Consider the following 12,684-nt stretch of genomic DNA (forward strand, 5'->3'; position numbering starts at 1 on the left):
CTGACGCCACCCTCGCACAGGCCGTAAGCCACGGTCCAAAAACGAGCCGCCGCGCTGCGGCCTCGGAAGCTCACCGCGGAGCGATCCTGAGGCCTCCAGCCATCACCTCGGCGTCATCACCCGAGGCCACCACGGGACCCCAGCGCACCACGCCCTCGGGCCAGCATCTGCCCGCTGCGTCAGGCCGGGATCACGGCATTCCGTGCCCGGGGCCGAGGATCAGCCGCATCTTGGCCACCGCGTCGAAGCCCTCGACGTGCGGCGGATGATGGCACTGACTCACGCAGCTCTCCGGCTTCGGCGCGAGCACGATGAGGTCCCTCTTGTTCGGGCTCTTCGCATGCAGCGATCCCGGCCCGTGGCACTCCTCGCACTGCACGTTCTGCAGCTTCGCGTTGTGCGTCACGGTCGAGCCCCCGGGCTTGCCGTAGCCCGTCACGTGGCAGCTCACGCAGTCGAGGTTGAATTCCTTGAAGTCCTTCTCCAGCGTCGCGTACGCGTGGGCGTGGGCCGTCTTGTCCCACACCTTCCGCTCCTCGTCGTGGCACGCCGTGCAGGCCTCGATCCCGATGTACTCCGCCTGCCCCTCCGTCACCGGCTCGGGAACCCGGTCCTTGAACGCCTCCTTGTTGTGGGCGTTCACGCGCTTGTAATAGGCGAGCATCAGCTCTGCGACCGACTTCTCGCTCCCGTAGCGCTCTCGCACCTCGACCGACGAGTACCGGAAGAAGCTGCCCTTCACCGGCTTGCTCTCCGCCTCGAGCTTCTCCTTCTCGCTGCGCATCCGCGCGAGATCGGCCTTCCGCGCCGCGAGGTCCTTCGCCGATGCGCTCTTGTCGGCCTCCCACGCGTTGATGCGGTTCTCCAGCTGACGGATCCGGTTCGACAGCAGCAGCAGCTCCTCGGCCTTCGCCACACCGCCCGCATCGCCGAAGGTGATCTGCTTGTCGTCACCGCGCACGAACAGATCCACCACCGCCATGCTCTGGAGGTGGTTCGCCGACTCGGCCACCAGCGTCGTCCCGATCAGCGCTGGCGGCTTCGGTGCGTCGTTCGCGTCGCCCGCCTCCGTCGGCTTTCCGAGCACCAGCACGTGCAGCTCCGGGAGCTCGTCCACGAGCCGCAGCGCCTCACCCCGGGGCAGCGCCGCGAGCCCCACCAGGATGGTCGCCCCTTGCTGCTTCACCGCCTCCACCCCGGCCTTCATCGCGGCCAGCGCGGGGCTCGACGTCACGCCTTCCGGGTAGCTCCCGGCGCGGTCCTTGGGATCGCTCACGCCCACGATCCCCACCTTGATCCCCCCCACCTCGCGCACCATCGTGCCGGCCGCACCCGCGCTCCCTGGCACCCCCTCCAGGTTCGCCGCCAGCAGCGCCGCGCCCGACATCTCCCGGTACTTCGCCAGCGCTTTCGACCCGGCAGCCCAGTCGTTCGCGCCGGGCGCCCACGCCGCGAGCCCGATGCGCTGCGCCGCCTGGGCCAGCGCTTCCGCCTTCCACTCGTCCTGCGTCGCCGCGTCCGGCTCCAGGCGCGGCTCCATGAACAGCATCGGCCCCGCCCCCAGCACCAGGCTCTCCGGCGCGTCGGCCTTGTGCGCGTCGATGTACGCCGCGAGGTGATCCACCCCTCCGAGCTGGTCCTTCGTGCACCCGCAGGGCTCCATCGCCCCCGCGATCGTGCTCACCAGGTACAGCCGCAACGTCGGCTTCGCGTTCGCGGCGTCCGCGCTCGACGGCGGAGACGTCGTGGTCGACTGGCACCCCTGACAGGCAGCGACGCCCCCGGCCACGGCCATGGCGAGCACCAGAACGGCGGACGTCTTCGAGCCCCTCATACCGGGGCCTATAGCACACGGTCCGGGTGTCAGAAGCTCGTGGGCGCGAACGGCAGGATCGTCTTCAGATCCTGGTCGTTGAAGCGGAGCTGCAGCCCCACGAAGTAGTCGCGACGGTCGGCGTTCAGGATGTCGTCGACACCGCCGAGCAACCACAGCTTCCGGAGAAACTCGTACGACACCGCGATGCGCCAGCGCGGCGACAGCTCCTCGCCGAAGCCGAACAGGTCCTGCCGCAGCTCGAAGCGATCGTCGAGCAGGTGCAGATCCAGACCGATGCCGCCCGTCGACTCGCGGATGCCGAAGCGCCCCGTGAACGGCCCCATCCGCTTCGCGAACTGGAAGGAGAACCGGAAGGAGTTCGTCGTGATCGTCCGGATCTCCCGGTAATGCGACGGCTGGTTGGGGTTCGTCGTGTCGACGTCGATCTGCTCGAACTGCGTGAGACCACGCGGATCGTTCACCAGCTCGATGACGTAGTATTTGTCCTCGCTCGGCTGGAGCCGCAGCTCCACGTAGCTCTTGATGGTGTTCGCCAGGAAGTTGTAGTCCGTCCTGAGCCCCACGATCGTCTGCAGGCGCCCGATGCCGCCGACGAAATCACCGATCGTGTCGACGGTGTTCTCCACCTCGTTGATCAGCGCCTCGTCCTTGCTCAGACGACCGAGCGTCCCCTCACCACGATCGATGCGGGCTGCCACGTTGTCCGCGTGGCGAAGCGTCGACTCCAGGCTCGCGCTGGCGCGCTCGATGCGCTCCACCGTCTTCCGGATCTCGCCCGCCTGACGGCCCTGACCGGCTTGCAACGCCTGCCCGGCCTGCCCTGGCTGCACCGCCTGTCCAGCGACCCCCGCCTGCGCCCCTTGCCCAGCTTGCCCGGGCTGCGCCCCTTGTCCCGGCTGTGCGCCGACGCCGGTCTGCCCAGGTGCCCCGGTCTGCCCAGGTGCCCCGGGTTCTCCCGGCTGCCCGAGCTGCCCGAACTGCCCCGTCTGGGCCAGCGGGATCGGCTCCGCCGACGCCGTCATCGCGCGGACGTCGCGGGTCACCTGGTTCACGTTGTCGAGGATCTCCCGGATTCGCGGCCCCGCATCTCCGGTGATGGCGTTGATGTTGTGGATCGTCTGGGTGACGCCGGCCCGGTTGTCCCGGACCGTCTTGTTCAGCTCATCGGTGACCTCGGCCAGGTTCTTGAGGATCTCCGCGATCTGCGTCTGCCCCTGGTCCGAGCCCACCGTGTTGCGCAGCGACTCGGTCACCGACTTCACGTCCTTCAGGATGTCGGCGACCTGGTTCTGCAACGACTGGATGTTGGGCTCCTCGACGTAGAGCAGGATCCGGCCCTGGTCGGGGATCCGGTCCTTGCCCTCGGTCCCCGGCGTGAGCACGATGAACGACTCGCCGATGAGGCTCGTGGCCTTCTTGCCGATCGCGGCGTCCACGAACAGCGGCACGTCCGGGTTCATCTTGATGTCGACCCGGGCCTCGCCGTTCTGGAGCGAGATCCGATCGACCACGCCGACCTGGATGCCCGAGATCATCACCCGTGACTTCGGCGCCACGCCCGTGATGTCCGGGAACGTCGCCCAGACGCGGTAACCGCCTTCGGTACCGGCTTCCCTCGAGATGAACCGAAAGCCCCCGTAGGCCGCGCCCGCGAGGGCGATGGTCATCAACCCAACCTTCGCGGCCCTGCTGATCTCCGCCATCTTTGCGCGGCGCCACGGTAGCACAGCGGGCCCGTCGCCCATTTGTTTCTTGGTCGTCCGGCCGTCCGACCCTCGGCCCTGTGTCCGGCATGACCGGAAAGCAGCGTGCGCGTGCGAAACCTGCTACCCCGTGGACATGCGGGCGATCACCAACACGGCGCTCGTGGCGCTGAGTCTTCTGGGGATGAGCCTCATGGGGAGCGGCTGCTCCGGTCGCCAGGCCATGCGCCCCACCCCGCCGGGCGCGTCGGCCCTCGGCGTCGCCCCTTCCTGGGTCCCGTCCTTCACCCCGGCGCAGCGGGCTCTCCTCCAGCCCCCGGACACCCCCGTCCAGACCCCGGCCCGGCGCGTGTTCCCGGATCTGACCCGCTTCGGCTACGCCGGCGAGCACCGCATGGAGGAGCCCGAAGAGAGCCTGCACTTCACGCGCATGGTGGTCACCATCATCAAGGACTCGCCCCGGCTCTACGTGCTCATGGAGACCCCGCCCGAGGTCGCGAACCTCGTCGCCCAGTACGGCCCCACCGGCCCCGCCGAGGCCGACGAGTGGCAGACCCTCCAGCGCGACCCGCGCGGCATCGGCCTCCTCGCCCCCACGCCCACCGCCGCTGCGCTGCGCGCCGCCCACACCCGCGGCGAAACCCACCTCGCCCAGGGCGACATCCCCGCCGCGCGCACCGCCTTCGACGAGGCCGTCACCCACGGCCCGCAACACCCTGCCGCCCTCATCGGGCTCGGGCGCGCCCACCTCGCGGGCAATGCCCTCGACGCTGCCGAGCAAGCCTTCCAGCGCGCCGTGACCGCCGACCCCACCCTCTCGACGGCCCACACCGGCCTCGCCGAGGTCGCCGAGCGCCGCGGCGATCTCCCCCTCGCCCGCAAGCACATCGCCACCGCGCTCGCCTACCACCCCCGCTCCGCCCGCGCCTGGAGCGTCGCCTCCCGGATCACCCCGGGCGGCGCCGGACAAGGCCGCATCGACCCCTTTCCCATCTTCCTCGACGTCGACAGCGTCGGCGCCATCCACGTCGGCGCCGCCCCCAGCGGCCCTGCCCAGATCTACGCGGGCTGCCGCGCCGTCCTCCGCTACGAGCCCGACGTCCGCGCCGAGATCTTCAAGCAGCCAGCGAGCACACCGTATTACCTGAGCGTCGTCGAAGAAGTCGTCTGCCTCGAAGCTGCCATCGGCGCCTATTTCGTCGAGCAAGCCGAGGCCGACAAAGCCAACGACCCCACCACGCCCCGCTCTCCCGACCCGCTCCCCGAGCCCGACCCCCGCATCGAGACGCTGGCGCGCATGGCGCACCAGGAAGGCCTGGCCGGCTACGCGATGTTCGAGATCCTCGGCAGCCACCGCCCCGAGCGCGCGCGCGGCGCCCCCCAGGATCTACACGAGGCCGTGGTGCGCTACATCGAGCGGCACATCCTCTCCCAGGACCAGCCGCTCCCCGACGGCCTCTATCAAACGAAGCGCGCGCCGACGCCCGGGCCGACGACGCTCGCGCTCTCTTCGCCCCGCCCATGAGCCAGCGCGCCCCTCGACCGGACGAGGCGGGCGGAGCGCAGCCCCTCGGCGAGCCCTGGTCCTCGCGCGCTGCGCTGAACATCGCGCTGAACGCCACGCTGAACGCCACGCTGAACGCTGCGCTGAGTGCCGTGCTGCTCGCGGGCTGCACCGCCTCTCCCCTCCCCGCCCCCTCCGACACACCACGCCCAGCCTTTCCCACCACGCAGACGGCGCCGCGCCCGAGCGCCAGCGCGACCGCTTCGCCCACCCCTTCGCCAGGACTCACTGGCCCTCAGCCGCCCCCCTTGCCGTGGGCGCAAGCCACCGAGTCCCCGCAACCGCTCGCCGCCACCCCGGAGACCGCGACCCTCCTTTCCCTGTGCGGCACCGCGGACGCGGCGCTCACCGACGTCGCCCGCCGCAACGTCGAGCGCCAGGTCCGCGGCCTCGACATCTTCCCTTCCGACGAACTGCTCTTCACCTTCCGCGCCGCCGGCGGCCCGCATCCCTGGCCACGCGCCTGGTCCATCGACGGCGACTCGTTGACGGACGGCGAGCTGAGCGCCCGCTTCGGGGCCTGGGTCGACGGCTGGCGGACCTTCGGCCAGCGGCGCTGCGGCGTCGCCCGCGGCACCCGCGCGAACGGCTCGGAGGTCGTCTCCGTCGTCGGCGTCGACGCACTCGCCGACCTCGCCGCGCTCCCCACCACCGCCCGCCTCGGCCAGTGGCTCACCGTCGAGGGCTTCTTCCTCGTCCCCGTGCACGAGGCCCGCCTGGTGCTGCTCGGCCCGCGCGGCGCCCCCCGCTCCGTGCCTGCCACGCTCTACCAGAACCGCGTGCGCTCGAGCTTCTCCGTCGACCAGGTGGGCACCTGGCTCGTGCAGGTGCTCGCCACCGTCTCGACGGGACCGCGCCCCGTCCTGGAGGCCATGGTCCACGTCGACGCCTCGCCGCCGGTGCAGTTCCAGCGCGTCGCCGCTCCGGGTGAAGACGCCGCGCGTGGCGCCAGCGACGACGCCGACGCGATGATGCGCATGATCAACGCCGCGCGCGCCGCCGAAGGCCAGCCCCCGCTCGCGCGCGACGCCGCCCTCGATGCGCTCGCCCTCCAGCACGCCCAGGCCATGAGCGCCGCGCGCCTCGTCGGCCATGACGTCGGCCACGGCGACCCCGCGGCCCGGCTCGCCGCCGCGAACTACGCCGCCCGGATCGCGGGCGAGAACGTCGCCACCTCCGACACCCCCGAGCACGCCCACCGCGCCATCTGGGCCAGCCCCTCGCACCGGGGCAACCTGCTCATGGGCGATTACACCCGCGCCGGCGTGGGCGTCGTCCGCGATGCGCACGGTCGGGTCTGGGTGGCCGAGCTGTTCGCCGGCGGGTGATCCGGCGAAGCACCGCCCTCTCCCGGATCAGCCGCAGGAGGCGGAGCCGGCAAACGCTTGCAGGTGCCCTCGCATCCGCTTCATCGCGCGCTCCTCCACCTGCCGGATCCGCTCCTTCGACACCCCGAAGGCGGCGCCGAGCTGCGACAGCGTCTCCACCTCCTCGGACATCAGGTGCCGCTCGACGATCTGCTGCTCCCGCGGTGACAGCTCGGAGAGCGCCGTCTTCACCGCGGACTCCAGGTGCGCGCGCTCGTCGGCCTGGCAGATCTCCTCTTCGGGCGACGCCGCGCTGTCCGTCAGCACGTCCGAGAGCGGCCTGCCGTCGGCGTGCAGCGGCGAGTCGAACGGCATCTCCGGCCCCGAGAGCAGCGGGAGCAGCGCGTGGGCGCGCCGCGCGGACACCCCCGTCTTCTCGGCCAGCATCTCCGGGTCGTTCACGAACGACTGCCGGAAGTAGCGCACCGCCCGCCGCTCCTCCTTCGACGAGCCGAGCCCCACCACCCGGTGGTTCCGGAACACGTAGTCGCGGATCTCGGCGCGGACCCAGAACTTCGCGAAGGTCACCAGCCGGTGCCCGCGCTCCGGCTCGAAGCGCTCGCACGCCTTGAGCAACCCGATGTTTCCCTGTTGCACGAGGTCTTCCATCGGCGTCCCCCACCGCGCGTACTGGCGGGCGATCAACATCACATGCGGCAGGCATCCCTCGATGATGCGCCGCCCTGCCTCGCGCTCCCCAGCCTTCCAGCGCACCGAGAGCGCCCGTTCCTCTTCGGCCGTGAGGGGCTGCCGCTTGGCGAGTTCCCCCCGGTAGACCGAGAGCGTGTCGTACGATCGTGCAGCGCCCATCACTCGGCTCCTTCCATCGCCATCGACCCCGCCGGCGCCATCGACGCGCCGTCGAGCATTTCATCCAGCTCTCGCTCGCCCTTGTCCTCGGTGGCCTCGCGGCGGAAGAGCCGCCCCAGCCACTCCCCCGCGTCGTCGAACAGCGAATAGGCCACCGGCACCGCCAGGAGCGTCAGCAAGAGCGACAGGCTCTGCCCCCCCAGCACGATGGCCCCCATCGTCCGGTTCTGGCCCGACCCCACCCCGTTCGAGGCCACGAGCGGGATCATCCCGGCGACGAACGCGAGCGTGGTCATCAGGATGGGCCGCAGCCGGTCCTTGTTCGCCTCGATGATCGCCTGCAGGCGCGGCTTGCCCTCACGGCGCAGGTGGTTCGTGTGGTCGATCTGCAGGATCGCGTTCTTCTTCACCACGCCGAACAGCACCAGCAGCCCGAGCGCCGAGAACATGTTCAGCGTCTGCCCGAAGAGCAGCAGCGACAGCAGCGCGAACGGCACCGTCAGCGGCAAGCTCAGGAGGATCGTGACCGGGTGCAGCCACGACTCGAACTGCGCCGCCAGGATCAGGTACATGAAGACGAACGCCAGGCCGATGACCATCACGAACCCGGCCGCCGTGCTCGCCGTGTTCTTCGAGCGCCCCACCGCCTGTGCCGTGTAGCCGTCGGGCATCTGCTGGTCGGCGACGATCTTGTCGAGTGCCGCCTGCACTGCGCTGTCGCCCGCCCCCGGCGCCGAGTTCGCCATCACCGTGATCTGCCGCCGGCGGCCGAGACGCCCGATCTCCGCAGGGCCCGCGTCCGGCTCCATGCTCACCACGTTGGCGAGCGGCACCGAGCCGTGTTTCGACGACGGCACGTTCACGAGCGACAGCGCGTCGGCGTCCATGCGGAACGGCGCGTCGGCGCGGATCCGCACGTCGTACTCCTCGCCCCCTTCGGCGTAGGACGAGACCTTGAGCCCGCCGACGAGGAGCTGGAGCGTGCTCGCCACGTCCGCCACCTGCACGCCCAGGTCCGCCGCGCGGTCCCGGTCGATGGCCACCCGCACCTCGGGCTTGCCGTCGACGAGCGTGTTGTCCACGTCGACCGCGGCCGGCACCTCGCGCAGTGCCTCGGTGATGCGCGTCGCGTACTCCCCGAGCTTGTCGAGGTCGGGCCCCATGAGCGCCACCTGGATGCTCGCTTGCGACGTCCCGCCCACCGAGATCGCCTGCACTTCGCCCGCCGACAGGCGCAGCTCCGGCGGCTGCTTGGCGAGGATCTCCTGGCGCACCCGCTGCATCAGCGCGCTCTGGCTGTCGGGCCGCGCGCCCGGGTCGGTCAGCATCACGTAGACCTTGGCCACGTTGGTCGCGCGCTCCCCCTCGCCGACGGTGACCAGCGTCTTCGTGACCCCGGGCAGTCGGTGGATGTCCTCGGCGATGCGCTCGACGATGAGCCGCGTCGCCGTCAGGCTCGTTCCTTCCGGGGCGCGCAAGCTCACCTCGAACTGCGCCTGGTCGTCCTCCGGGAGGAAGCCCGAGGGCAGCGCCCGCGCGATCGGCACGCACGAGCCCAGGGTCACCGCGCAGGCGACCACCATCACCCAGCGGTGCCGCATCACCCAGGAGAGCAGGGTGACGTACCCCCGCTCGATGGGCTTGTAGAAGAAGTTCACCACCCGCTCCATCGCCGACGGGCCCGAAGCACCCGTGCGGTGCCCGGAGATCCAGCGCGCCGCCAGCATCGGCGTCAGCGTGAAGCTCACGAACAGCGAGACCGCGATGGAGAACGCCATGGTCAGCCCGAAGCTGCGCAGGAAGCGCCCCGCGATCCCCGGCATGAACGACACCGGGATGAACACCGCCATCAGCGAGAGCGTCGTCGCCATGACGGCGGGCCCGATCTCCTTCGTCGCCATCACCGCGGCCGGGAACGGCTTCATGCCCTTCTCGTCGATGAACCGGACGATGTTCTCCAGCACCACGATCGCGTCGTCGATGACGATGCCGACTGCCAGCGCCAGCGCCAGCAGCGTCAGGAAGTTCAGCGTGAAGCCCGCGATCCACATCACCGCGAACGTCCCCACGATGGAGATCGGGATCGCCAGCGCCGCGATGACCGTGCTCCGGAAGCTCCCCAGGAACACCAGCACCACCAGCGCCGCGAGCAGCGCCCCGAGGACCAGGTGCTCCAGCACCGCCTCGATGCCCGTCCGGATCACCTGCGAGTTGTCGCGCACCACCTCGATCGTCGTCCCGCCCGGCAGCGAGCCCTGGACCGCATCGAGGCGCGCCTTCACCGCGTCGACCACGGTGACCGTGTTCTGACCGGACTGCTTCACCACCGACAGGAGCACGGTGCGCTCCCCTTCGAGCGCCGCGTACGTCTTCTCCTCGACCCGGCCGTCCTCGACCCGCGCCACGTCCTTCACCCGGATGGCGTGCCCGTCCTGCTCCCGGAGCACGATGCGCCCCAGGTCCTCGAGCGACGTCACCCGCCCCGCCACGCGCAAGGTCAAGCTCTCCGGCCCGGTCTCGATGCTGCCGCCCGGCGTCGTCAGGTTCTGCGCCATGAGCGCCCGCTGCACGTCGGCCGCCGTCATCCCGTGCGAGCGCAGCGCCAGCGCGTCCAGCCAGAGGTTCACCTGCCGGTCCTGACCGCCAATCAACGTCACCTGACCGACGCCCTGGATGCTCTCGATCTGCCGCCGCACCTGCTTGTCGGCGATCTCCGTCGTCTCGCGGATCGGCTTGTCCGAGCGGACCGCGATGAGCAGCACCGGCGCCGCGCCGATGTCGAGCTTGCTCACCACCGGCGGATCCACCCCCTTCGGCAGCTCCGGCAGGATGGTGCTCATCTTGTCGCGCACGTCCTGGACCGCGCCGTCCGTCTCGCGCTCCAGCGTGAACACCACGACCACCTGGGAGATGCCCTGGCTCGACGTCGAGCGCAGCTCGTCGATCCCGCTGATCGTGTTGACCGCGCTCTCGATCTTGTCGGTGATGTCGGCTTCCACCTCCTCGGGGGCCGCGCCATCGAGCCGCGTCGTCACCACCACGACCGGCGCGTCGACGTTCGGGAACTGATCGAGCCCGAGACCGGCGTACCCCGCCGCCCCCAGCACCACGATCACCAGCATCAGCACCGTCGCCAGCACCGGGCGCCGGACGGAGATCTTCGTGAGCCAGCTCATGGGAGATCTCCTCAGTTCACGGCCTGACCGTTGCGAAGCCCTTCCGCTGGCTTCATCACGATCACGTCACCGCGCGACAGCCCCCGCACGATCGCCACTTCCTCGCCCTTCTCGGCCCCCGCCTGGACGATCCGCTCCTCCAGGCGCTTGTTGACCACGGCGAAGACGTGCGTCGTGTTGTCCTCTTTCTTCACGAGCGCCGACTTCGGCAGCACCGGCGAAGGCGCCTCGCCGGTCACCAGCGCGATCGTGGCGAACATGCCCGGGCGCAGCACGCCGCCCTTGTTCTCCACGATGGCTTCGGCCACGAGATCGCGCGTCGCCTCGCGCACCGCCGCGCCGACGAAGCGCACCATCCCGTCGAAGGTGCGGCCCGGGTAGGCCGGTACGGTGAACGAGAGCGTGCGGCCTTCCTCCACGGCGGCGAGGTTCGCCTCGGGCACGGTGAACTCCAGCCGGAGATCGGTGAGGCTCACCAGGGTCACCACCTTGCTGTCGGGTCGCACGTACTCGCCCGGGTTCACGTGCCGCTCGGTCACCACCCCGTCGAAGGGCGCCACGATGGTGCCGTCCACCAGCGCGATCCCCGCGCTCCGGACGCGGGCCTCGGCGACCTGGAGGGAGATCTCGGCGTTCCGGCAGGTGTCCGCCACCCGGTCCCGCTCCGCCGCGGAGATCACGTTCTGCTCGAACAGCTTCGTGTTCAGATCGCAGTCCCGCTTCGCTGCGTCGGACTGGGCGCGCGCCAGCTCCACGCTCCGGCGCACCTCGTTCATGCTGGCCGCGGCGCCGCGCACGTCGAGCGTCGCGAGCTTGTCGCCCTTCTTCACCGCCGAGCCGCGCTCGACGAACGTCGAGACGACTCGCCCCACGGTGTTCGCCGCCAGCTCCGTCTGCTGGCCCCCGCGCAGCGAGCCCGTGAGCTTCATCGAGCGGGGCATCGGCTGCTCCCGCACCTTCATCGTCTCCACGGAGATGGTCTCGGCAGGGCTTTCCGCGGGAGCCGCGGCGGTCGACTTGCAGCTCGCGGACGCGGCGAGCACCGCCAGAAACAGCGGGACACGAACGAGATGACCGTTCACGGGAGGATCCTTGTCTACGGCCAGTCCTGCGGCCGTTGCAGACCCGAGCCATCGCACCAGATTGTTGCGATACCGGAGTAGCAAGGGGCCTGGGGCATCGCAACTAAAATTTGCGATACACAACTTAACAATCTATTTACCCTGGATAAGGCTGAAACGTGCCTCCCTGAGGGGGTGCGCTTTGAATCGCATCTGAAAGTTGCGCTAGGGTACGAGGCCTGGCGTTCGGATAGGGTGAGCGGGCCGCTGGCCGGTGGGCCACGGTCGGCCGAGTCCAGGTGGTCGCGTGAGGAGCATGCCGAGCACGAAGTCGACGAGCACGAAGAAGCCGAGCACGAAGAAGCCGAGCACGCAGTCGACGGGAGCGGCGGAGAAGCCCGCGCCTCGTCGGCCCAAGGCCCCGGCGAAGCCTCCGCTCGTGCGTGGCGAGGCCATCGTGCAGCGCGTGCTCGAGGCCACGCTCCACGAGCTCGCGCAGGTGGGCTACCGCGGCTTCCGGATCGAGGAAGTGGCGGCGCGCGCCGAGGTCAACAAGACGACCGTGTACCGCCGCTGGCCGAGCCAGCGTGAGCTCATCCGCGATGCGCTCCGCGCCGCGGCGCGGGACAAGCGCGTGGCGCCGAACACGGGCTCGCTGCGCTCCGATCTCTTCGCCCTGGCGCGGACGTTCGTCGAGCAGACGAGGCACCCGCTCGGCCAGAGCTTCATTCGGATGCTGATGGCGGAGAGCGCCGACTCGGAGCTGTTCGAGATCCTGCTCTCACTCCGCGAGGAGCACGAGGCCATGCAGCAGCCCCTCATCGAGAACGCGCAAGCGCGCGGAGAACTCGCGCCGGGCGTGAATCACCTCATCATTTTCCAGGCCCTCGCCGGCGCCCTCCACCAGCGGATCTTCTTCATGCGCGAGGACGTGGACGACACCTTCCTCACCAACTTGATCGACCTCCTGCTGCTCGGCGCGCTGCACCCGTCCGCGCGACGCGCGCTCTGAGCGAGAGCGCTCTCCTGCAGCTCGACGCGCCGTCCCTGCAAGCCACGCTGAATCCACAGGCACCGCGCGCCCTGTACGGGCGACGGATGGACGCCACCCAAGGCCACGCCGGAAGCTCCGTGGGCACGCCGGAACCCGCCCGGAGCTGCACATC

The 12,684-nt window shown here is 70.2% G+C and carries 8 protein-coding genes; 3 read left to right on the top strand and 5 right to left on the bottom strand.

The window, feature by feature from the left end; genetic code table 11:
• Positions 1-190: 190 nt before the first annotated feature.
• Both CMC5_RS40315 and CMC5_RS48290 read right to left on the bottom strand, forming a co-directional pair.
• Positions 191-1,834 carry a multiheme c-type cytochrome gene (locus CMC5_RS40315; protein ID WP_050435391.1) on the bottom strand — a complete coding sequence of 548 codons (1,644 nt, stop codon included), beginning with the start codon at positions 1,832-1,834 and terminating at the stop codon, positions 191-193.
• 29 nt (positions 1,835-1,863) lie between these two features.
• The gene (locus CMC5_RS48290) at positions 1,864-3,504 is read right to left on the bottom strand and encodes an MlaD family protein (RefSeq protein WP_245678157.1); all 1,641 of its coding nucleotides are present in this window, start codon (positions 3,502-3,504) and stop codon (positions 1,864-1,866) included.
• Between the two features lie 172 nt (positions 3,505-3,676).
• Here CMC5_RS48290 and CMC5_RS40325 point away from each other — a divergent pair, with 172 nt between their 5' ends.
• The gene (locus tag CMC5_RS40325; RefSeq protein ID WP_050435393.1) at positions 3,677-5,065 is read left to right on the top strand and encodes a tetratricopeptide repeat protein; all 1,389 of its coding nucleotides are present in this window, start codon (positions 3,677-3,679) and stop codon (positions 5,063-5,065) included.
• Positions 5,062-6,432: a CAP domain-containing protein gene (locus tag CMC5_RS40330; protein WP_082363286.1), complete on the top strand. Its 1,371-nt coding sequence runs from the start codon at positions 5,062-5,064 to the stop codon at positions 6,430-6,432. The genes CMC5_RS40325 and CMC5_RS40330 overlap by 4 nt, the downstream gene beginning before the upstream one ends.
• A gap of 27 nt (positions 6,433-6,459) precedes the next feature.
• Here the strand turns inward: CMC5_RS40330 and CMC5_RS40335 are convergent, their stop codons facing one another.
• From CMC5_RS40335 to CMC5_RS40345, 3 genes are read right to left on the bottom strand one after another with little or no spacing between them, the layout of a single operon-like run.
• Positions 6,460-7,281 carry a sigma-70 family RNA polymerase sigma factor gene (locus tag CMC5_RS40335; protein WP_050435394.1) on the bottom strand — a complete coding sequence of 274 codons (822 nt, stop codon included), beginning with the start codon at positions 7,279-7,281 and terminating at the stop codon, positions 6,460-6,462.
• Positions 7,281-10,457, bottom strand: a complete 3,177-nt coding sequence (locus CMC5_RS40340; protein ID WP_050435395.1) for an efflux RND transporter permease subunit — start codon at positions 10,455-10,457, stop codon at positions 7,281-7,283. The genes CMC5_RS40335 and CMC5_RS40340 overlap by 1 nt, the downstream gene beginning before the upstream one ends.
• Before the next feature lie 11 nt (positions 10,458-10,468).
• Complete coding sequence (locus CMC5_RS40345) at positions 10,469-11,539, bottom strand: efflux RND transporter periplasmic adaptor subunit (protein ID WP_082363288.1); 1,071 nt, start codon at positions 11,537-11,539, stop codon at positions 10,469-10,471.
• A gap of 295 nt (positions 11,540-11,834) precedes the next feature.
• On the opposite strand from CMC5_RS40345, the gene CMC5_RS40350 reads away from it, so the two are divergent.
• Positions 11,835-12,530, top strand: coding sequence for a TetR/AcrR family transcriptional regulator (locus CMC5_RS40350; RefSeq protein ID WP_063796441.1), 696 nt, complete (start codon positions 11,835-11,837; stop codon positions 12,528-12,530).
• Positions 12,531-12,684: the final 154 nt, after the last annotated feature.

The sequence above is a fragment of the Chondromyces crocatus genome (assembly GCF_001189295.1).
GTDB classification, from domain to species: Bacteria; Myxococcota_A; Polyangia; order Polyangiales; family Polyangiaceae; genus Chondromyces; species Chondromyces crocatus.

Bases quoted from the DNA above. Each gene is read 5' to 3' on its own strand.
- CMC5_RS48290 (WP_245678157.1), bottom strand. From the start codon at position 3,504: ATGACCATCGCCCTCGCGGGCGCGGCCTACGGGGGCTTTCGGTTCATC.
- CMC5_RS40330 (WP_082363286.1), top strand. From the start codon at position 5,062: ATGAGCCAGCGCGCCCCTCGACCGGACGAGGCGGGCGGAGCGCAGCCC.
- CMC5_RS40335 (WP_050435394.1), bottom strand. From the start codon at position 7,281: ATGGGCGCTGCACGATCGTACGACACGCTCTCGGTCTACCGGGGGGAA.
- CMC5_RS40325 (WP_050435393.1), top strand. From the start codon at position 3,677: ATGCGGGCGATCACCAACACGGCGCTCGTGGCGCTGAGTCTTCTGGGG.
- CMC5_RS40350 (WP_063796441.1), top strand. From the start codon at position 11,835: ATGCCGAGCACGAAGTCGACGAGCACGAAGAAGCCGAGCACGAAGAAG.
- CMC5_RS40340 (WP_050435395.1), bottom strand. From the start codon at position 10,457: ATGAGCTGGCTCACGAAGATCTCCGTCCGGCGCCCGGTGCTGGCGACG.
- CMC5_RS40315 (WP_050435391.1), bottom strand. From the start codon at position 1,834: ATGAGGGGCTCGAAGACGTCCGCCGTTCTGGTGCTCGCCATGGCCGTG.